The following is a 21,174-nucleotide window of genomic DNA, read 5'->3' as shown; positions in this document are numbered from 1 at the left end:
AGTAGATAAAGAATGGACAGAAGGGATTTTCTTAAGACGGCGGGAGGCACTTTATTGGCGGGGACGTCATGTGCCTATGCCTTCCGCTTCCTGACCTCAGCTGGCTGGGCAAGTGCGGATATTCCATCGTCCGGCAAGAAGTGGGGGATGATTGTTGATCTCACAAAATGCCGGGAGGGCTGTACTGCTTGCATGGATGCTTGTCGGCACGAGAACAACGTCGCCCATTTCGGGGATGAACGGTGGGATATTCATTGGATCAAGAAAGTCAAGGTGGAGAGTCAAGTCGGTCACAAAACCATGGAGAAGAACGTGATGTTGCTGTGTAATCACTGCGATAATCCTCCCTGCGCCCAGGTTTGTCCCGTCCAGGCCACCTACAAGCGTGATGACGGCATTGTTATCATCGATCATCACCGGTGCATCGGCTGCCGGTACTGTATGATCGCCTGCCCCTATAACGCCCGGCAGTTCAATTTTAGAGATAACGAAGAATGGCCCAATAAAGATCGTCCCAAAAGGTCCCATGGAGTGGCGGAGTCATGTACTTTGTGCGCCCATCGTCTTGATGTCAGCCGCATGCCCGCCTGTGTCGAGGCGTGCGAACAGGTGGGGGCTGGGGCTCTGCTGGTGGGGGACATAAATGATCCTGACAGCAACATCTCTAAGATTGTGACAACTGGGGCTGTAAAACGTATCAGAGAGGATTTGGGTACGGAACCTAAGGTCTATTACATCGGCCTTTAGGCCGGGACCGGCGAGGAATTGCATGGATATGAAATTCGATAGCATTAAGGGAGACTCGGCCCAGTATCGGATGCTGATGATCGTTTTTGCGGCTATGGCCGTGGCGGGCGTGGGCTCCACCTGGTGGGCCATCGAGAAAGGACTCTGGGTCACTGGAATGTACAACCGCGTTCCCTGGGGTCTTCAGATCGTCATGGCGGTTTACTACATCGGTCTGTCGGCTGGATCGCTGGTAATCTCGGGACTGTACGGTGTCTTTGGAAAACAGGAGTACAAACCGTTTGCTCGAATCGCCGTCTATGTAGCTACTCTGTTTCTGATAGCCGGTCTACTCTCAATCCTCACTGACCAGGGAAGGATGGATCGAGTTTTCGTTGAACCGTTTGTGTATTTTAATCTTCAATCCATGTTTTCTATCAACCCGATCCTGTACATCGGACACATATTGATATGCATCGTATATCTGTGGGCTCTGTTTTACGAGAAGAAAACACTGACCAAGGTAATTGCGACGCTGGCTTTTGGCTGGGCTTTCTGTGTCCATACTGGAACCGGGGCGATTTTCGGCTTCGGAGCGAGAGTCCTGTATGAATCGCCACTGTTACCGGCAGCTTTTGTGGCCGCTGCTATGGCTTCCGGGACGGCCCTGATGATTGTCCTGATTGTGGGGTTGTTCAGATTCACAAAGCGCCACCTTGATGACGAACTGATAGTCTGGTTGGGGAGATTCCTGGCCATCTGCGTCATTGTTGTTCTGTATTTCCTGTTTGTAGAGAATGCTTATCGCGCCTACGTTGTAGAATTGCGTCCTGCTGCCATCTATTATCTATTCGGCGGTTTTCATAGTGTGCTCTTCTGGATTGGTCTGATTCTCGTTGGCCTGGTAACGCCCTTGTTAATTCTCTTCCGAAAAACAACCGGACAATCAGTGCCGTGGATTGTATTTGCTTCCTGTTTGGTGATCTTCGGAATCCTGTGTGAGCGCTACGTTATTGTCTTGCCGGGTCTAACCCACGGGTCGGAGATTTTCCCCGGTATGCATATTACTCAGTCAGTCGTTGAGGAAGGAATTGCTTCCTACGACATCAGCTACGTTGAAGTACTTCAGGCGCTGGGAGTATTTGGTGTAGTCGCCTTCATGTTTGGCTGGGGGTTGAAATACTTGAAGCTGTTGCCCTCCGAAGCAAGAGTGCTTCATAGCTCATCGACCAGCGATTCTGCAGGTAATAAGACATGACGGGAGATACGGATCGGTAGTTGATCTGAATGCGAAAAAACAACTGGAGATGTGTTCGAGAGTTGGCTCTCTGAGTCCTTCGTGCCATCACTTGAACGCATTACTGTCACCTCATGATTGCTGAGCATTATCAAATGTCAGGTTCATCTTAGTCACCATGAAACCGATGCAACTATTTTGGAAACTTGGCGCTGTTCTCGCCCTTATCATTACCTTGGCCCTGGCAACGATGGGCTATGTCAATAATCGAGCTGAAGAGAATGATGCCATACTCCGGGCGCAGGAAACAGCTTTAGCGTACCACACAACTGTCCATAACTATCTGATCTCTGATAGCACCCACGACAAAACCAGTATCCAAACGCTTGCTCGATCACTGGCAGAAGGCAATCCCCGTTGCAAGAGCTTCCACCTGATCTCTGGAGAAGGTGAACCGAGAACTCAAACGATCAATCTGTTCACCGAACCTGGCACGGACGAAAGGACTGTGTCAGTTTCTATGCCCGCTATCAATGATGAAGGCTGCCGGACAGCGGGCTGTCATGTCCAGGCTGATGTTTCTTCCGTACTGGGACTCCTGGTTACGGACTTTCCGTTGAAGGAGGTTGATGACCGCATCACCCGCAGCAATCAACTGACCTTGTTAGCCATCGTGATTGCTATCCTGCTCAGTTACTCCATCACCTGGTTCCTCATAGTTCTGTTCATCAAGCGGCCTATGGCCGGTTTGGCGGAGGCCATGAGCCAGCTGGCTGACAAGAAACTGGATATTCGTGTGGAGGAAGACGGAGAGGACGAATTTGGCTCGGTGGCCTCATCCTTCAATGATGTTGCTGCTTTGCTCTCCTCGGCAATGCTGGAATTGCATAAGACGCAGAATTACCTGCGGGGCATACTGGATAGCTCCGCCGATGTTGTCATAACGGTAAACTCCTCCGGCAAGATCCGGACGTTCAACACCGGTGCGGAGGTTGTACTGGGCTATTGGCGAATGGACGTAATCGGGAAACCGATTGAGATGCTCTTTGCCGATCCCCAGGAAAGATACGTGGCTATTGAAAAACTGAAGTTCTCCGACAATGTCTCAAACTATGAAACTCAATTTCGAACCAAAGACGGAGAAGTCAGAGACATACTGCTATCACTGTCAAGGCTCCGGAATGCGGCCGGGGAAGTTATCGGCACTATCGGGATTGGCAAGGATCTCACCGAGGAGAAACGTCTTCAGAAAAAACTGGTCCAATCTCAGCGTCTGGCCGCGATCGGAGAGGTCTTTACGGGCATTCAACACTCAATGAAGAACATGTTGAATGCCTGCACCGGTGGGGCTTACATGGTCAGGATCGGTTTGGCCAAGGACAACCGAAAGATGCTTGAGGAAGGATGGGGGATGGTTCAGGAGGGGATAAACAGAATGAAAGATATGTCGTCAGATATGCTCAAGTATGTGAAGGAGTGGAAGCCGAGACCCGACCGAATTGATCTGAGTCAAACTCTGTCCGACATTTACCGGGTTGTCAGAGAAACTGCGGCTGGGAGAGGAATAGCCTTCGAACTGAGTATTGCCGCTGACTTACCGACCATTGTGTGCGATGGCCCGATGATACATTCGGCGGTGATGGACATTGTATCCAACGCCCTGGATGCCTGCTCCTGGAAGGATTACGGAGATGACGAAAAGCCGAACGTGGAAATGAGTGCACGCCTGTCTGAAGATGGCCAGGAGTCGATCATCGAAATCAAAGATAACGGAATCGGCATGACTGAAGAAGTGAAAGCAGACATCTTCACTCCGTTTTTCAGCACGAAAAGTAAGGCGGGAACCGGATTAGGCTTGTCCATTACATCAAGAATGATTAATATCCACAAGGGAAAGATTGAGGTTGAGTCTGAGCCCAACCAGGGTGCGCTTTTTCGTATCATCCTTCCCGTTGGCGGAACTGGCAGTACAAAGGAGAGTAGTGATGGCAAAAAAAGTTCTGGTAGTTGACGACGAGGAAATCACACGGAAGTTTCTTTCGGTCGCCCTCGAAGAGAATGGCTACGTACCGATACAAGCATGCGATGGAAAGGAAGCGCTGGAGAAGATAGGAATCGAAAAACCAGACCTGGTTCTTCTAGACGTTATGATGCCTAAGAAAACAGGTTTCGTACTCTTCAAGCAGCTTCGTAGGAATGAAGAATACAAGGATATTCCGGTTATTATGTTGACGGCCGTGGCGGAGGTTCTTGGTGATCTTGATACCCAGAGTGACGATACTCATGAGCGGCCGTATGATGCCTTGCGCGAAAAGATGCGGCAGGCCATCAAAGAGATGCGCGAGGAGGGACTGGTGAAACCGGAGATGTTTATCGACAAACCGATTGACCCCGAACTCGTCATTTCTAAAGTCAAAGAGCTTATCGGAGACTAGTGCCCACGGGCTCTGTGGCCGTCTGATTATCAGCGGTCTTTCATTGATGAAACGGACCAAGTATTTACTTGATCAGATTGAGAAAGCAGATGCACATCTCAACTACGACCTCATGACTGTTCACTTCTTGCCGTATTGGAATAGTCTGGTCAGACTAGTTTGTCTGGCGTAGGGGACGAGAGATGTCTGCAAACTCCTGATCCTGTGCGGGGATTATCTTCAACTATGCTAATGGTTTGGTCAGAATATAGAAGCAATTTTGGTTGACATGCTTCCCTCCCTGTCCAATTCTTGTGTAAGGGAGATAACAATGAACAATCGTGGAACAGCCATAGTGCAGATGCCCGAAGTTTCGAGCGTAGCTGCACCTACAGTCGGTCGCAAGATTCTGATGGCTATCACCGGTCTGGCATTTGTGGGCTTTGCCGGCGGTCACATGATCGGCAACCTCCAATTATTCCTTGGCCAGGCTCAGTACAACGGCTACGCGGCCGCACTTCAGAGTTTGGGACCGATAATCTGGATCGTCCGATTCACCCTCCTGGCTTTGCTGGTCGTTCATGTCTGGACTGGGCTAAGGCTCTTTTGGGATAATTACAAGGCACGACCGGTCGGTTACGCCAAAGAGGAAACACTGGAGGCCAGCTTCTCATCACGTACAATGATATACTCCGGCGGCGCTATGTTTCTGTACGTCATCTATCATATTCTTCACTTCACTATGCTGGTGACCAACCCCGAGTTTGCCGATCTACACGATCCTAACGGCCTGCATGATGTTTATTCTATGGTTGTGCTGGGCTTTCTCAACCCGTGGGTCTCTGGTGTTTACATTCTCGCTATGGTGGCTCTTGCCTTTCACGTCAACCATGCCATTCCGAGTTTTCTGCAGACTCTTGGCCTGAGCCACACTCGCTGGCGAAACGCTCTCAAGAGACTTGGCAATCTGGTTGCCCTGGTACTATTTTTCGGGTACTGTTCCTTGCCGGTGGCTGTACTACTAGGGCAAATCACAACTTCGGCAGGAGGGCACTAACATGAAACTTGATGCCAAGACTCCATCCGGTCCCCTCGCCGAAAAATGGGACAAACACAAATTTGAGATGAAGTTGGTCAACCCGGCCAACAAGCGCAAATTCACGATCATTGTCGTCGGCTCCGGCCTTGCGGGCGGTGCAGGTGCAGCCTCTCTGGCCGAACTTGGTTACAACGTACTTTGCTTCTGTTATCAGGACAGTCCTCGCCGGGCTCATTCCATTTCAGCCCAGGGTGGGATCAACGCTTCCAAGAACTATCAAAATGATGGTGATTCAGACTACCGTCTCTTTTACGATACGATCAAGGGCGGCGATTTCCGCTCACGTGAAGCCAATGTATACCGACTGGCCCAGGTGAGTAGCAACATTATCGATCAATGCGCCGCGCAGGGTGTGCCATTCGCCCGTGAGTATGGTGGGCTATTGGCTAACCGTTCATTCGGTGGTGCCCAGGTATCGCGCACGTTCTACGCCCGTGGGCAGACGGGCCAACAACTTTTGCTGGGAGCGTATTCGGCTTTGTCCAGACAGATCGGTCGGGGACAAGTTAAGATGTTCCCGCGTACAGAAATGATTGATGTGGTTGTGATCGACGGTCGTGCGTGTGGTATTGTTGTGCGAGATATGGTTACTGGTAAGATTAATTCTTACGCCGCTGATGCCGTCGTGCTGGCCACAGGCGGGTACGCCAATGTATTCTATCTGTCTACCAATGCTAAAGGTTGCAACGTAACAGCTGCCTATAGAGCCTATAAAAGAGGCGCTCTGTTTGCCGATCCCTGCTTCACACAAATTCATCCAACGTGTATCCCCGTCAGTGGTGAGTATCAATCTAAACTGACATTGATGTCCGAGTCGCTTCGTAACGACGGTCGCATCTGGGTTCCTGCGAAAGCTGATGACAGTCGGAGGGCGGCTGACATCCCGGAAGGCGAGCGCGACTATTATCTTGAACGCAAATATCCCAGTTTTGGCAACCTTTCACCCAGGGATATTTCTTCTCGATCGGCTATGGAGGTATGCGACGAGGGACGCGGAATTGGTGCCACTGGACGAGGTGTTTACCTGGACTTTGCTGATGCCATTGGACGCTTGGGCGAAGACGTCATCCGAGAACGGTATGGCAATCTCTTCCATATGTACGAAAAAATCACCGGTGAGAATCCCTACCTCCAACCGATGCACATCTATCCTGCGGCTCACTATACAATGGGTGGACTGTGGGTGGATTACAATCTCGAAAGCACGATTCCGGGTCTGTTCGTTGTTGGCGAGGCCAACTTCTCCGATCACGGTGCCAATCGACTCGGTGCAAGTGCTCTAATGCAGGGTCTGGCTGATGGATATTTTATTCTCCCCTATACTATTGGTGATTTCCTCGGGCGGTCTGGCCCAAGCGGAATTGGTACTGAGCATGGGGAGTTTGGAAACGTAGAGAGTGAGACCAAAGAACGTACCGAAAGACTACTCACTATAGGCGGCAAGCAGACGGTCGATTCGTTCCATCGAGAGTTGGGCAAGATCATGTGGGAATACTGCGGTATGACTCGCAATGAGGCCGGTCTGAAAAAGGCGCTTGAGATGATTCCCGTTCTGCGGGATAGATTCTGGCAAGATGTGCTGGTGCCGGGCGTCGGCGAAGAACTTAACCAGTCATTGGAGCGGGCCGGACGTGTCGCCGATTTTCTTGAGTTCGGAGAATTGATGTGCCACGATGCTCTCAATCGTACCGAGTCCTGCGGTGCGCATTTCCGAGAGGAGTACCAGACTGAGGAGGGTGAGGCTGTTCGCAATGACAAGAAGTTCACCAACGTCTCGGCATGGAAGTTTGAGGGAGCGGACACATCACCATCACTTCATGTTGAGAACCTTGAGTTCGAAAACGTCCACCTTGCCACCAGGAGCTATAAGTAATGAATCTCACGCTCTTCGTTTGGCGGCAAAAGGATGCCGAAGATAAAGGCCGGATGGAACGGTATGAGGCCAAAGAAATCAACTCCCACATGTCATTTCTGGAGATGCTTGATGTGGTCAATGAAGACCTCACTGAGAAAGGCCAGGACCCCATCGCCTTTGACCACGATTGTCGCGAGGGCATCTGCGGTACCTGTTCCCTGATGATCAACGGTACAGCCCACGGACCCGAACCGGGTACGACTGTATGCCAGTTGCACATGCGCCATTTCAAGGACGGCGACGCTATCTACATTGAACCCTGGCGCGCCAGGGCGTTCCCGGTCATCAAGGACCTTGTTGTTGATCGTACTGCTCTTGATCGCATAATGTACTCCGGGGGATTTGTTTCGGTCAATACTGGTGTTACTGTCGATGCCAACGCTATCCCAATTCCCAAATCAGAATCTGACAAGGCGATGGATGCATCGTCGTGTATCGGTTGCGGGGCGTGTGTTGCCTCCTGCAAGAATGCGTCAGCAATGCTGTTTGTCGCAGCCAAAGTATCCCAGTTTGCACATTTACCACAGGGTAAGGTTGAGAGAACTTCGAGGGTTCGTAGCATGGTGGCTCAAATGAGCGCGGAAGGGTTTGGTGGTTGCACCAATTTCTTTGAGTGCGAAGCGGTCTGTCCCAAGGAGATTAGCGTCGATACCATCGCCAAGCTCAACCGTGAATACATGATGGCTCGGATCAAGGTCAAATAGGCCGGTTCGTTTCAGCTCGTCATTGTGCGGAATAACCGAATTTTATACTATGTTCAGATATTATGGTAGATTGCACCGGAATTATGCCACAGATGAGGAGAACAGGTTACTCCTCCGTCGAATCCACTTCCTGAAACTTGATTATGTCGCCGATGTCAGTATCGGTGTCGTGAAGCCTGCCTGAAGCCAGTTCCAATACTCCCTCAGCACGAAAGATGAGCTTTGAAATCCGATTTGGCTTCAAGTTGTGTTGTACAGCTAAAAGACATCCGTCTGAACCTACGAAAGCCACATCAATCGGGAACTTCATCCGAAATGTGTGGACACATTGGCACGGAACTATGTAAATACCATGCATAAAGTCCATCCCGCTACGGCCCAATAGTCCTCGGCGTCGTTCATCGCTGGTCCCCGCCCACTCAACGGAACTCGCCAAAATCCTACCTCCCTTGGAGACATTGACCGCCTTCAAAGAGATATCGGGTTGGTCGGTATCTTTGCAATCTTTGCCCAGGCTATGCTCCAATCATGGGTTGCATCATAAGGCTACTTCCTGGCGAAGTACTCGCAATTTCCGCCTGCCATCTCGCTCCGCCCATGACATCCCAAGATACTTCCTGGAATCAATCTAACTCAGTTATGAGAGGTATCAATCGAAGGTGGCAAGATCATGCAATTTGGTGACTCAATATTCCAAGACGAACCACGGCCGGGTGTGAGGTACCATGACGCTCTGGCTCTCCGCTGATCAAGGGAGCTGGGCTCGTTTATATCTCTCAAAATAAGTCGAGCATGGGCTCTGCTGCAAGCTAAGGATTCGTAATGTTTCTAGCTTTGTCCATCTTAAGCTTAGCAATCTGCGCTTCGGCTTCCGCGATTTTTGCCCTTTGCTCGGCTCGTTTTCTTTCCATGTAAAGCCCCGGCCAAGATCTCTCCGGCGAAACCCAAATGGCCATGATTATAACGATTGTGCTCAAAGCCAATAATAGGGCACGCGTTAACTGCTCAATACTCCACTGATGATCTGATTTGCCCTCGAACAGATTCGACTGACCAGGGACATCTACTTGGCTGTATTTATATGTGGGGGGTACCGTCTCCACAAATATAACAGTTAAAAGCAGAATGGTTACAATGCTAGCAACCCATTTGATAGTAAGCTTCATAATTACATCCTATTATCTGGCGTTAAGTCGCAATTGAAAATTACACTAGTTCCAACGGTTATAATAATTGCGTACGGCTGTTCTTACCGGTAAGTACAGCCCTACACCGGCTCAGCCTAGGCACCGGTCCAGTTTTACGTCGCATCCGCCGTGGCACTTTACCCCCCATCACAAATGCACGTTTGACAACCTTCCGAGGCGCTTCATGCCTCGGAAAGGCTGATACACACGAAACTCTGTCTTCATTTGCCTCGACGCTTGCCTTCTTTGCGGATGCGACTGCTTCGCCTAGCAAAATAGGCAATCCCAATGATAACGAGTGCGACAATGAGTACTACTGTCCAGAAATCCATCAGCTCACCTCCTTGTGGCTTTTATTTGTCCACACCAGGGAACATTTTAAGAAAATTCAACATTGCTGGTCCTAATAAGACCACCAGCAATTCTGGAAAGATCAAAAACACAAGGGGGAATACAAGCTTTACAGAGGCCTTGTTTGCCATTTCTTCTGCTCGTTGTCGTCGCTTAATACGCATCGATTCAGACAGCACTCGGAGTGCTTTGGAGACGCTTGTTCCCAGTTTGTCAGCTTGAATGAGCGTGATTGCCAAAGAACGCAATTCCGGAACTCCGGTTCGGTCAGCCAAGTTACGGAAAGCTTCTCCTCTGGACTTTCCTATTAGGACTTCTCTCGTAACTATGTGTAATTCATGACCCAGAGGTGGGCAATTATGCTCCGATTCTACAGCTAACTTCTGAATCGCGGCAGTGAGACTTAATCCCGCCTCCACACAAACGACCAGTAAGTCGAGCATGTTTGGAACTGCTCGTCGAATCTGTTCACTGCGCTGAATAATCTTATTGCTAATCCAGAAGTGCGGAATAAGCGCTCCCACCACTACCGCTAGGCCAACGAATAGAAGCACCTGGGGAAGTGGTAGATGACCATAGAATGATGCGATCGCAACAAGTGCACTCAGAACGATGACCGAGGCCACCTTCAGCGCATAATAATCATAAATTGCCTGGGGACCATAGTACCCTGCCCTGGCCAGCCAGTGCTTTAGGTGTGACTCCGGCCCGGTTCCAAAGTGTAATACGGACAGGCTCTTCTGCAATAGTGTTAGCTTTGTCTTTTGCGTAGCATTTTTCTCAGTGCCAGCTGCGAGCTCAAAGAGACGTTTTTTTGTATGATGCTTACGGGAAGAAACAAAGTAAAGCACCGCAAATGACAACAGGAATATTGAAATGAAGGCCAGAGCCGATATGATTCTCACATCCACGTCACGTTCCCTATATCTTAATGTCCACTATACGCTTAATGATCCAAATTCCAACTAGTTGCATAATAAAAGCTCCCCCAAGAAGGTAGTTACCTGTCTTATCTTCAACTAAAATCATGAAGTAGCTTGGATTCAACAACATCATTGCGCCGATAATTGCGATTGGAAGTAGGATCAGAATTAAGCCTGAGAAGCGGCTGTGAATTGTCTTGGTCTTAACCTCACCCCTAAATGTAAATCTCTCCCGAATAGTATCTGCGGTTCGGGTGAGTACCTCTGCAAGATTACCGCCGGTTTTGCGATGGATCATAAGGGCGGTGACGAAGAGATCAAGGTCTTCGCTGGGAACTCGTTGGCGGAGATTTGTAAGAATTGAGGAAAAGGAGGCTCCGAGATTCTGTTCCTCGAAGGTGATTCCAAACTCCGTGCCGAGTGGGTCAGGCATTTCCTGTGCCACCAGCCGTAATGCCGACTCGAATGAAAAGCCGGATTGTAAGGCATCGACGACCATAGAAATCGCATCCGGCAGTGTTTCCTCAAATTGAAAAATTCTTTTCGTGCGTTTGTGAACAAGAAACAAATAGGGCAAAGCCACTGCTGCAAGACAAGCCAATGTCGCTAAAATAATATTCCCCGTCAACATGTTTACTACGAGCAGAAACAAACCACCCAGGGAAGCCATAGCCAGGACAACGGTGCCAGTATTCACATTGACACCTGCCTGCTCTATCATTCTTTGTAAAACACGAGAGAACTTCGTCTTCGCCAGCAAACGGTGTAGCACTGGGATTTTGCTCAGCCGGCTATCTCTCAGGATGCTAAACACAAATCGATCTTCGTCAGACTGAGAAGCAAGACTTCCCAAACGCTTTCGAACTTGCCGATTATGGGAACTTACACGATCGCGAAGCAGCAAATAGAGCGCCAAGGTGCTGAGAAACACAGCCGCAAACACAAGTATGGCCACATACTCTAACATCACCTAGTGGTCCATCTCCTTGAACATCTCTGGGGGTAAATGTATACCGGAATTTTCTATGCGAATCAACGATTGAGGACGTATGCCGGTTGCCTCGAAGTTGCCAAGGGTCTCCCCAAACTCTCCTACTCCGGTCTTGTTGAACCGGAATATCTCCTGCATAGTTATGGTATCGTGTTCCATACCAACGATCTCAGAAACACTGGCCACCTTACGAGACCCATCGCTATATCGATTAATCTGAATCACAATATCAATAGATGTGCTAATAAGTTCACGTATAGCGCGTATAGGTATGGCGACCCCTGACAAAAGCATCAAGGTTTCCAGCCGCAATAATACATCGCGAGGACCATTTGCATGTACAGTCGTTAGCGATCCGTCGTGTCCGGTATTCATGGCCTGAAGCATATCATAGATTTCTGCCCCGCGAACTTCACCGATGATAATGCGGTTGGGTCTCATTCGCAGAGCATTACGCACCAAAGCGCGTTGATCTACGATTCCCTTTCCCTCAATGTTGGGAGGGCGTGTTTCCAATCTGATAACGTGGGGTTTCTGTAACCTAAGCTCAGCTGAGTCCTCAATCGTAACTATCCGCTCGCCAGAGGAGATATAGCCGGAGAGAATGTTCAACAACGTCGTCTTACCGGCTCCAGTTCCTCCTGAGATCAGGATATTCAGACGACATGCAACGGCGGCCTTCAAGAATTGAATCATGGGACCAGCAACGCTTCCTCCCCGCTGAAGATCATCCATGCTGAGAATATCGGTCCGGAACTTGCGGATTGAGAGCGAAGGTCCATCCAGGGCAACCGGAGGAATGATGGCATTGACTCGGGAACCGTCAGGCAGGCGGGCATCGACCATTGGTGAGGATTCATCAACACGCCTGCCCACCCGTGAGAGGATACGTTCAATGATTAGCATGAGATGATTGTCGTCGTGAAACTTGGTTCCTGTCAACTCCAACTTACCGAATTTCTCAATATAAATTTGTTTGTGTGTATTGACTAAAATGTCGGAGATGTCATTGTCGGCCAAGAACTGCTCAAGTGGTCCGAGGCCAAGAGTCTCATTCTGAATCTCAAGGATGAGCTGCTTGCGACTTTCTGGACTAAGGAGCAGATTCTCTTCAGCTATCAGCAACTCGGTGATCTCGCGAACTTGGTCTATCAGGGAGGAAGGATCCAAATTCTGGAGGGCGGTCAAATCAACTCGGGCTATTAGCTTCGCATGCAATCTTGACTTGAGTTCCTGGAAACTGTCTCGAGCTTTTGACCTCGATTGACTATCGTTGTGTTCTAGCGGATCCACGTTAAATTTTTTCTTCCTATTCAGAGTTCATGATTTAACCCAAGATAACTCCAGCGTGCTGGTTAAGTACGTCTGGTCAATCCTCATCAGGGTAGAAATATCTATCAATGCGATCCGCCAGTTCCAGGAAGTTCTTGCCAACCTTAGACAGTCTCTTTCCGACAGTGAACGGACGTCCTGTGTCTACGGCACTGCCTACTGTCTTGTAGTCGTTGGGAATTTTCCAAAAAACCGGGTAGTCCAGAGCCTTCTCAATATCTGCCGATTTAATTGTATCTCTTCTGGAAACACGATTGATGATCACCATTATCCTGGTTCGGTCGTAGCCCAAGCCGCCCAGTAGGTCTAGTGAGCGTCGAGCGGCGCGCACAGATAAAACGCTAGGTATTACTGGCACGAGAATCAGATTCGATGACTCCAGAGCAGCTAGAGTACGGGAATCAAAGCCATGAGCTGTATCTATTAATATATAAGAGGACATGGTCCTGAGTGAGGCGATAGCTTGCTTGACAAGAGACGCGCTGATCTCATTGATACGGCCCGCGTTCATAAGCCCCGCCATAACTGATACACCACTATCATGTCTGGTCATGCAACTTTGAAGCCGCGCGACATCAATGTTTCCATTAGCATCGCGGGCATCGAGAAGATCATACTGAGGCGTGATATCCATGAACCCTGGGATATCCCCGACAAATAGGTCTAGATCCAAAATGGCGGACTCGACCTGATCAAGTCGCCCCATTGCGATGGCAAGATTTACTACTAACGAAGATGAGCCCTGACCTCCTTTAGCGCTGAACACGGAGATTGCTGCACCCAGTTTGACTTTGTTCATATGGCGTTGCTCGTGAGCCCGGTAGGCTTTCCTTATGGCTCGCTCAAAATCCTGAGCGTTTATAGGCACATTTAGGAATTCCTGACCACCGGCTCGCATGGCCGACAAAACGAGCTCGGCCGAATCATTGGCCGAGCAAAAGAACACAGCCATATGTGGCAACTCGGATTTTAGGTCCTCGACCAAGCTCAGAGTATGGCCATAGTCATTAGCTGTATCCAGCACGGCCATAAGAATATCCGGTTTTACAGCTCTGGCTGTGGCAGACCATTCTCCCTCAAGCTCTGTCGACGGTAGCAAATCGGCAAATTCTAGTCTTCTGACAAGATCCTGGACGCTAAGACGGAGAGTATCGTCAAACTCGGCAGTCAATATTCGGATTTGCTCTGACATACATCGATTCCTTCAGAATTTCGCTATTCCACTAACACCGGTGTGAAAACGAACCCCGGAGGGCAATCAGGGCAAGGCTCTCCTCCGGAGGCACGACGCATAAACCGCCCGGTCACTTCGTCACTGTGATGTTCTTCCAGGAATAATACAACTATTTTAACTACCGTGAGATAGTCTCGTCCAGTCCCATCGGTCTGGACACCAACGCTGGGATCGAATACTGTCCCCTTTATCACTCGCGGCGAAGTTGGGTAATCAGAGTTTATGACCGTTCCGGTAGCAGGGTCCCACTCGGCATACGGGTCGAGATCAATAAGGTCTGCGATACCTTGCGCGGTTGGCCCGACCATGTTTCCCGGTTCCATCTGCAATTGGTCCCCAATCGAAACCAGGTACGGTTCGCAGTGTCCGATCCACTCGCGATAAGCGTCGGCGCCAGTTATTACCGGATCGCCAGTATTGATAGGACCAAAGTCAACGGCATAATACCAGCCCATATGGGCAGGATCAAAGGATTTGTTCAATTTAAGAACGATTTGAGTACCAACATCGTCCGGCACGACGTATCCGGTGAGCAGTGGATCGTAGAACTCTCCTGGATCATAAAGGCTGTCGTTGTTTGTATCATCCCACTGATCCGGGAAACACCAGGGCTTAATGCAGTCCGTACCTGAGACTGGATAAACCGCAGCCGATGCCCTAGCGGTCATTTCACCTTGCTTATTGTATGAATCGTCCAGAACGTTGATGAAATGGAGACTGATTGGATCACCGGTCTCAATCTTACGGTGAGTGACCACGGTAATTTTGTTGGATTCAGGGAAAGTCACGTCGTCAGGACCAATTATTACCGGCTGGTTAACATCTTGAATGGCAACGTTCAGGCCAGCGACTTCTATTGCCGAGCTCTCGGCAGCTCCTTGATCCCCGTTAGTATATCCCATCGAAAGCGCTCCAGCGAGAGCAGCCGCATCGGCTGCTATTTGCAGCTGGTTTTTGGCAAGCATTACAATCGACATATCAATAGCCACAACTGCAAACCCCAATATCATGACCATCGCAAACGCAACCATTACAGTAGTTGCTCCCCTCTCTTCTCGTTTCAAAACACGCCATGTATTCATAACACAACTCCCGCCTAGTTCTCCCGAATCTGTTGATCCGGTTCTTTGGAAGTATCATCTGGTCGTCCCTGTTCCACTCCAACTGGTGTCAGTTTCTCCTCAAATTTGGTCGAGTCATAGACAACACCAGGGAGAGGGGGAATCACTTCACTAGCTATATCGTCAATTATACGCGGTGAGACAATGATCAGTAGTTCGGTTTCCGATGATGTTCGCTCCTTGCGTCGGAAAAAGAAATTGATAATTGGTATGTCGCCTAGTATTGGTACCTTGCTAATAGTCTCTATTGTCTCGGAGGACACCAGCCCGCCTAGAACAACCGACTGGCCTGAATTTAGCTCAATTACAGCATCGGCCTTTCGCGAACGCAGAGCTGGTATGTCGAAGCCTGCAAAAGTCACAGAATTGGCCCAGTCCAGGCTGGATACCTCAGGAGCTATTTTCAATCTGATTAGGTTAGAATCAATGATTGTCGGTACGAAATTAAGCTTAACGCCGTACTCTTTCCATTCGACAGAGACGTTAACACCGGCACCTGATACTGACTGAGAAACTGGAATCGGTATCTCACCTCCGACCAGAAAACTCGCTTTTTCTCCGCTCAGCGACAAGAGACGCGGATGAGCCAGCAGCTTAAGGACCCCCTTCTTCTTTAGAGCGCGAATCACACCGGCAACATGTTGTTTGTCCCCGATCCATTTAAGAACCGCTGTGGCTCCTTCTTGCGCCAAGATATCATTAGAGAATGGATCCACCGGGCTAACTTGGCCGGCATACGATCCGACTGTCTGGGTTCCAGATGCTATAGCGTCATTGTCTTGATCAATAACAAGGAAGTCCACACCTTGTTCAGACAAACCCGAACGATTGACCTCCGCCACCTGGACTTCTATGATGATCTGGCGACCGACCACAGCTCTTTCTACCACCAGGTTGAATTCGTGATAAGCTCCTGATTCACCCCAGATAAAGAGAGTCGTTATTCCAACTTCTTTTCCGATGAGGACCAGTTCAGTAGGTGTAACAAGTACAAAGTCCGCAATCTCCTCGTTGGCCAAAGAGACTGTTTCCATCCGCTCTACATGACGAAGCACCGTAGATTTACCTACTGCAACACGGACCTCTTGCTCCTGGGCGCTACTGCTAGGGGCCAGGGATATCGTCAAAGTGACTATTAGGCCTAAGGTCAGCATCAAAGTAGTCCAAGCTATATTTGGTCTGCGCAATGTATCACACTCCTTATGAAAATCGTCTACGCTGCTTTACGGTTTGGTAGTTGATGTCGAATCTATAGTGCTGTCTTGCCCGTCCATTACAGGAAGTTCTTCAGTCTTGTCTGTACCTCGGAAAACAACCACCGAGTCCGGTTTCTTGGGTGGCTCAATTTTCTTCTTTGCTTGAGTCTTTTTTACACGTGGCTTTGATTTCTTGGGCTGCGGTTTGGATTTCTTCTTCTCGGCAGCAAGAATCCCGGACTTGCTCACCGGATCAACCTGAACAGTGATTGAATCATTTGGATTACGAAGAGACAAATGCAGTTTGCCCTCTATCGAGGCCAAGGCAAGAGCCTGTGCTCCGTCCGGGTCGACCAATAGCGTTACTGACTGAACAGCGATCACCTTATCACCTTTGCGCTCAATCTTTTCACCTGCCGCCAGCACCTCGGTATTCTGAAGAATGGTCTTGGCTATGGATTCCCTTTTACTACCAACGCGCGCTATTGTTGCAATGATATCAACCTTGTCCCCAGGAAGCACGAAGCCTGATACGCCGGAGATTTTATCGACTAGAATAGACGCCGCACGCTGGTTATCACCTATCAGCAATGATAATCCACCACCAATTGACGACAACTTGGAGTCAAGGATCGGTTCCTTTTTCTTCAGGAACACTTTGGTTGACTGTCCAACCAGACTGTCGATGTTCTCGTATGCTCCATCAGGGACACTCCCAATCGGATACAGCACTACCTCCATATCCTCTTTGGTCAATGTAGTACCGAAAGTGATATCCCTTACAGAAACAGCAAGGGGAACTAATTCGGGTCCTTGATTTGCCCGATTATCCCTGAGGTAATTGTAAGCGAGGACGCTCGCAAAGGCACCACACGTAAGTGCCACTATAACGATCAGAATTACACCAATAGCTCTCATCTAATAATTTTCTCCACAAATCGAACGTAACATTCCGAATACCAAGTCCGAGTTACATGAACGAGTTTCTTGACTATGAATCGTCGATCTCATATTCATCATGATTTCCGCAGATCACAATTCGTAGCGCATTACAGCGGTGCCGGAAAGCTCTATCGTGCCCGTAAAGACCTGCAGCACGTCGCCGCTTAAAACTACGAAGTCACTGGTGACCTCGACCCGTACGCTGTTATTTGCCGCGAAATACTGCACGGTAATAGTTTTCGGCGTCACGTTAGCCGCCAGCATAACTTCCTCTACGCGCGCTTGAACCGATAGAGTATCGCTTAGTTGCGATACGGCGGCTAAACGGGCTCCTTCACGGGCTGCCGAATTTATGACATTCGTCGTCATGACAGCACGCCCAAATTCAGTGATACCAAAAATGACCAGCAGGAGAATCGGAAGAAGCAGCGCCATCTCAATAACTGCATTACCGTCAGTTCTTCGTACTCTGCCAATTAGTCTCAAATTAACCATATTATGGTCCTCAGAACACCTGTCCTATTAAAATCAGAAGCATAGTTCCACCACCTATAGCCAATCCATACGGAAGACGCAAGCTTGTTGTTTTGTCAATTTCCTTGGATCGGCCAACGAAGGGAACCAGTTTCGCGAGCAACATCATTACTTTTCTAAGAGAGCTTCCCATCTGATGGTTGTATACCGCTACCACAATAGCAAGAACGCCACCCAAAATCGCAGTGTAGATGGCTATACTGACAATGGCATAGCCGCCAAGCAAAGCGCCCAGAGCCCCCATCAGTTTGACATCACCACCCCCCATACCGCGCAACGCAAAAGGTACTATAAAAACTACGATACCAATGACTAGTCCGGTCAAGGAAAAAAGGAGACCGTTCCAGCCGCCACTCAGGATATTAAGAATAATACCTGCCGCGACGGCTGGAACGGTTAGATTATTCGGGATCTTCCTCCACCGGAGATCCGTGTAGACTGCGAGCGCTGCGACGATAATCGCCGCCATAAACGCCATTGTACCAAAGTAATTAGCATTTTCAGGCATATTGAACACTCGCTAATACGTGATCACGCCAACTCTTAAGGTTAAAGCGCGGCCACGATTGCTTCGTAAATTAATACAAGAGCAGGGCCGATCAACACGATTGCAGCAATCGCTGCGATTGAGATGAGAGACGCCAGGAGAGCATACTCGATGATGTCCTGACCTTCTTCGTCATGAAAGAGTCTCCAAAGCATAAGGAACTCCAAGGTTTTGGGTTAGTGGTTTTATCCAAGCGACTAATAACAAGATAACAAAAAACACAGAATTAGCAACTCGAATCGATATACGTTATTCGTTTCTAATGAGCTTAATTTAAGCAAGTCTCGTGCCAATATCGCTCCAACAAGACCGAACATAGCGACTACTAACGCGCAACAAGAATAGACGGTTATTTCTCACATATGTAGGTAACCGAAGGAAGCTCTGCGTGGGATTCTTTTGATTGGCTAGAGGCTGAAATCACTACTGTCGAGCATAGGCAGCCATCGGGTTCGGAATTGGTGGTTGTTTTGAGGATTCATTGATATCTGCATCGGATTGAAAGAGGTTGGATTTGAGGAGATCCTTCCCTTTTCGTAAAAACGAAAAGCGGAAGAAAACAGACAGAAATATGCATTTCAATTGATGAATTTGGCAAGAAGATTCACTCTGGTAGTTGGACAAGGAGCATATTACTCGGAGTAGTTTGCTGTAGTAGCGTGTAGTACCGCGTAGTTCCCAGTTAGAAATACGTTAGCATACTCGCTACAGGTGTGTGTACCGACAGTGGGAAGGGTTGAACCTGAAACGTGAGTTCCGCTGGGTGACCCGAATAACTGGAGTTTCATGGAGGATTCAAGGCTCATGCCATCATTGGAGTGGATAGGCAAAAAAGAAGTCGTCAATCATCACTGGCAGATTCCTTATCGATTGCTGCAATGTGATCGAAAGTTTTCGGAGGGCGACCCTGATGTAGGCAATCTGCTGGTTCAGAGTGACAATCTCAAAGCCCTGAAGGCTATATTCCCCTACTACGCGGGACAAGTCAAGTGTATCTACATTGATCCGCCGTACAATACCGGCAATGAAAACTGGATCTACTAATGACAACGTCAACATCCCTGAGGTTCGCAGATGGTTAGGGAAGGTTGTGTTAAGATAAATCTCGGAAATGTAGCAACAGTGGTCTGAGCAATTCCATGTCCGCTTTGAGTGGAAACAGTTGGCATCGGCTGCTACATGTAGGTTCACTTACGTTACGACCTGCCGGTTTGCGTCGCCTCCTTTCGAGATTTTGTCGGATCGCTTAGGCCCAGAGTGTTACCACTCCGGGCCCGATTCCTCGCTATGGCGCTGACAAGCAATTGCCCCGGTCAGCACCTTACAGCCGACTAGATTGACGTGCCCTTAGCTGGGCACTTACTTAATTAGTACCATCTTCTTGCCGAAAACGCCATAATCCGTAGCCAGCCGATAGAAATAGACACCGCTGGCCTCAGAGCTTGCATCCCACAACACACTGTGTCTGCCAGTTCCGAATTGACCATCTGCTAAAGTCGTTATCCGCCGGCCCACGATATCGAAGATATCCAATCTCACAGTAGAAACCTGCGGAAGGGTGAAGTGGATTTCGGTAGTGGGGTTAAAGGGATTCGGGAAGTTGCCATTAGGTACGACACTATTCTTTTTAGTACCAGCAGTACAACTGGACAGAACCAGTCCGTCCAGATCAGAGTCGATCACGACACCGTCGATTTCGGCGGCAAAGTCATAATGCACAGTCGGCATGGGAACACCAACTGAGGTACCAACCACTGAACTGGTAGAATATTTCACTCTGATTACGAACTTCTGTCCCTCGGAGGCGCCGTCAATATTCACCCAAGCCTGGCCGAGGGTATTCGACGATCCTGAACCAGTAACTACGCAATTGTCATAAGCAGTAACACCCCTTCTGGCTATATCAAAGAGAGGAAAATCTACGTTGTCCCTTGTTTGTACTATGTCGACGGTGAAGGTTCCGCTCGGCGCGGTCACCATTACATAATAATAGAATTCTCTCGAGCTACACTTGCTAATCTTGCCTTTCCTGAATGTGTAGCAAAGATGGGTTATATCAGCCGAAGTGCCATCGACATAGCTATCGCAGGATTTGACATCTGTAATCAAGCTCTCAGGCTCACTACAAACATAGACTACATCCTGACTACAAGGAGCTGACACATTGCCACTTGCATCGGTGGCCGTCCAGGTTCGAGTATGAATGACTTCGTCAGGTTCAGGACCAGGGTTTTCGGTTGTCGACACAACGTCTATAACGGGCGACGGATCACAATTGTCGGTAGCTGTGGGCTCGTCGAAAACTACAGATTCGCCGCATCCTATTTGCTTATCTGCCTGGCAGACCAGAGTGGGGACGATCACATCTGAGTCACAGGGATCAGGCTCACTACAAACGTAGACTACATCCTGACTACAAGGAGCTGATACATTGCCACTTGCATCGGTGGCCGTCCAGGTTCGAGTATGAGTGATTTCGTCAGGTCCAGGACCGGGGTTTTCGGTTGTCGACACAACGTCTATAACAGGCGACGGATCACAATTGTCGGTAGCTGTGGGCTCGTCGAAAACTACAGATTCGTCGCATCCTATTTGCTTATCTGCCTGGCAGACCAGAGAGGGGACGATCACATCTGAGTCACAAGGATCGCAGGCATAGACTACATCCTGACTACAAGGAGCTGACACATTGCCACTTGCATCGGTGGCCGTCCAGGTTCG

20 protein-coding genes and 1 pseudogene are annotated in these 21,174 nt (G+C 49.1%); 8 read left to right on the top strand and 13 right to left on the bottom strand.

Annotated features, from left to right (window positions below; genetic code table 11):
- Window positions 1-12: 12 nt before the first annotated feature.
- From KOO62_01475 to KOO62_01445, 7 genes are all read left to right on the top strand, one after another.
- On the top strand, window positions 13-747 hold the full coding sequence (locus KOO62_01475) for a 4Fe-4S dicluster domain-containing protein (GenBank protein ID MBU8932653.1): 735 nt from the start codon (window positions 13-15) through the stop codon (window positions 745-747).
- 28 nt (window positions 748-775) lie between these two features.
- Entirely contained in the window at window positions 776-1,984 is a 1,209-nt protein-coding gene (nrfD, locus tag KOO62_01470) for a polysulfide reductase NrfD (GenBank protein MBU8932652.1), read from the top strand.
- Between the two features lie 157 nt (window positions 1,985-2,141).
- Entirely contained in the window at window positions 2,142-3,974 is a 1,833-nt protein-coding gene (locus KOO62_01465; protein ID MBU8932651.1) for a PAS domain S-box protein, read from the top strand.
- Window positions 3,949-4,398: a response regulator gene (locus tag KOO62_01460; GenBank protein ID MBU8932650.1), complete on the top strand. Its 450-nt coding sequence runs from the start codon at window positions 3,949-3,951 to the stop codon at window positions 4,396-4,398. The genes KOO62_01465 and KOO62_01460 overlap by 26 nt, the downstream gene beginning before the upstream one ends.
- 310 nt (window positions 4,399-4,708) lie before the next feature.
- Window positions 4,709-5,434, top strand: coding sequence for a succinate dehydrogenase cytochrome b subunit (locus KOO62_01455; protein MBU8932649.1), 726 nt, complete (start codon window positions 4,709-4,711; stop codon window positions 5,432-5,434).
- Between the two features lies 1 nt (window position 5,435).
- On the top strand, window positions 5,436-7,349 hold the full coding sequence (locus tag KOO62_01450; GenBank protein MBU8932648.1) for a fumarate reductase/succinate dehydrogenase flavoprotein subunit: 1,914 nt from the start codon (window positions 5,436-5,438) through the stop codon (window positions 7,347-7,349).
- On the top strand, window positions 7,349-8,095 hold the full coding sequence (locus KOO62_01445; GenBank protein ID MBU8932647.1) for a succinate dehydrogenase/fumarate reductase iron-sulfur subunit: 747 nt from the start codon (window positions 7,349-7,351) through the stop codon (window positions 8,093-8,095). Before KOO62_01450 ends, KOO62_01445 begins: the two co-directional genes overlap by 1 nt.
- Window positions 8,096-8,201: 106 nt before the next feature.
- Here the strand turns inward: KOO62_01445 and KOO62_01440 are convergent, their stop codons facing one another.
- From KOO62_01440 to KOO62_01385, 12 genes are all read right to left on the bottom strand, one after another.
- Entirely contained in the window at window positions 8,202-8,531 is a 330-nt protein-coding gene (locus KOO62_01440) for a DUF192 domain-containing protein (GenBank protein ID MBU8932646.1), read from the bottom strand.
- A 373-nt stretch (window positions 8,532-8,904) separates the two neighbouring features.
- The gene (locus KOO62_01435) at window positions 8,905-9,261 is read right to left on the bottom strand and encodes a hypothetical protein (GenBank protein ID MBU8932645.1); all 357 of its coding nucleotides are present in this window, start codon (window positions 9,259-9,261) and stop codon (window positions 8,905-8,907) included.
- Window positions 9,262-9,635: 374 nt separating this feature from the next.
- Window positions 9,636-10,538, bottom strand: a complete 903-nt coding sequence (locus KOO62_01430) for a type II secretion system F family protein (GenBank protein ID MBU8932644.1) — start codon at window positions 10,536-10,538, stop codon at window positions 9,636-9,638.
- Between the two features lie 16 nt (window positions 10,539-10,554).
- Window positions 10,555-11,316 carry a type II secretion system F family protein gene (locus KOO62_01425; GenBank protein ID MBU8932643.1) on the bottom strand — a complete coding sequence of 254 codons (762 nt, stop codon included), beginning with the start codon at window positions 11,314-11,316 and terminating at the stop codon, window positions 10,555-10,557.
- A gap of 210 nt (window positions 11,317-11,526) precedes the next feature.
- Complete coding sequence (locus KOO62_01420; protein ID MBU8932642.1) at window positions 11,527-12,864, bottom strand: CpaF family protein; 1,338 nt, start codon at window positions 12,862-12,864, stop codon at window positions 11,527-11,529.
- A gap of 52 nt (window positions 12,865-12,916) precedes the next feature.
- Window positions 12,917-14,071: a P-loop NTPase gene (locus KOO62_01415; GenBank protein MBU8932641.1), complete on the bottom strand. Its 1,155-nt coding sequence runs from the start codon at window positions 14,069-14,071 to the stop codon at window positions 12,917-12,919.
- A gap of 23 nt (window positions 14,072-14,094) precedes the next feature.
- Window positions 14,095-15,195, bottom strand: coding sequence for a hypothetical protein (locus KOO62_01410; GenBank protein MBU8932640.1), 1,101 nt, complete (start codon window positions 15,193-15,195; stop codon window positions 14,095-14,097).
- A 14-nt stretch (window positions 15,196-15,209) separates the two neighbouring features.
- A complete protein-coding gene (locus tag KOO62_01405) occupies window positions 15,210-16,388 on the bottom strand; it encodes a pilus assembly protein N-terminal domain-containing protein (protein ID MBU8932639.1) in 1,179 nt (392 codons plus the stop codon).
- Between the two features lie 69 nt (window positions 16,389-16,457).
- Complete coding sequence (gene cpaB, locus KOO62_01400) at window positions 16,458-17,348, bottom strand: Flp pilus assembly protein CpaB (GenBank protein ID MBU8932638.1); 891 nt, start codon at window positions 17,346-17,348, stop codon at window positions 16,458-16,460.
- Between the two features lie 114 nt (window positions 17,349-17,462).
- Window positions 17,463-17,858 carry a pilus assembly protein gene (locus tag KOO62_01395; protein ID MBU8932637.1) on the bottom strand — a complete coding sequence of 132 codons (396 nt, stop codon included), beginning with the start codon at window positions 17,856-17,858 and terminating at the stop codon, window positions 17,463-17,465.
- Window positions 17,859-17,877: 19 nt separating this feature from the next.
- On the bottom strand, window positions 17,878-18,414 hold the full coding sequence (locus KOO62_01390; GenBank protein ID MBU8932636.1) for a prepilin peptidase: 537 nt from the start codon (window positions 18,412-18,414) through the stop codon (window positions 17,878-17,880).
- Between the two features lie 41 nt (window positions 18,415-18,455).
- Window positions 18,456-18,608 (bottom strand): Flp family type IVb pilin, encoded by a 153-nt coding sequence (locus KOO62_01385; GenBank protein ID MBU8932635.1) that lies wholly within the window; start codon window positions 18,606-18,608, stop codon window positions 18,456-18,458.
- A 649-nt stretch (window positions 18,609-19,257) separates the two neighbouring features.
- Here KOO62_01385 and KOO62_01380 point away from each other — a divergent pair.
- Window positions 19,258-19,546: pseudogene (locus tag KOO62_01380) on the top strand (site-specific DNA-methyltransferase).
- Window positions 19,547-19,812: 266 nt separating this feature from the next.
- On the opposite strand, the gene KOO62_01375 reads toward KOO62_01380, so the two are convergent.
- Window positions 19,813-21,174, bottom strand: a 1,362-nt coding sequence (locus tag KOO62_01375; GenBank protein MBU8932634.1) for an HYR domain-containing protein, incomplete at its 5' end; no start/stop codon positions are given.

It is taken from the genome of Candidatus Zixiibacteriota bacterium, from assembly GCA_019038695.1.
Taxonomy (GTDB): domain Bacteria; phylum Zixibacteria; class MSB-5A5; order GN15; family FEB-12; genus B120-G9.
The sequence above is the reverse complement of the archived record's forward strand: the minus strand, read 5'-3'. Positions and strand labels throughout refer to the sequence as shown.